Origin of the sequence: Pseudomonas agronomica, from assembly GCF_025917275.1 — a bacterium.
Classification (GTDB): Bacteria; Pseudomonadota; Gammaproteobacteria; order Pseudomonadales; family Pseudomonadaceae; genus Aquipseudomonas; species Aquipseudomonas agronomica.
The window spans coordinates 1-465 of the sequence record NZ_JAOSHO010001043.1 but is presented as its reverse complement, the minus strand read 5'-3'; the positions used below and the strand labels follow the sequence as shown (position 1 = coordinate 465).

The following is a 465-nucleotide window of genomic DNA, read 5'->3' as shown; positions in this document are numbered from 1 at the left end:
GCAGTCCGTTGCCGTGTCCGGCGGACGTTATCGGGACTACATCGCGTGGCTGCAATGCCGGGATGCGGCGGCCAGTGAGGCGTTCTGGAAGCCTGCGTTGCAACGCCTGGAGGCGCCGACGCGGTTGGCCGATGCGGTGGCCAAGCCGACGGAGGCTGGTGTTGGTTATGGCGATCATGTGCAAGTGCTGGACGAAGCACTGACCCGACGCCTGGAAACCTTCGCCCGCGCTTCGAAAGTTACGGTGAACACGCTGGTGCAGGCGGCATGGCTGCTGCTGTTGCAGCGCTACACCGGTAAATCCACCGTGGCGTTTGGCGCGACGGTCGCCGGTCGCCCAGCGGACTTGCCCGGCATCGAGCAGCAGATCGGTTTGTTCATCAATACCTTGCCGGTGATCGCCAGCCCTCGGGCGGAACAGTCGCTGGACAGTTGGTTGCAAGCGGTGCAAGCGCAGAACCTCGT

The 465-nt window shown here is 64.1% G+C and carries 1 protein-coding gene; it reads left to right on the top strand.

The window, feature by feature from the left end; all coding sequences use genetic code 11:
* The coding region (locus tag OC610_RS28805) for a condensation domain-containing protein (RefSeq protein ID WP_264433205.1) at positions 1 to 465 on the top strand (465 nt) is incomplete at both ends.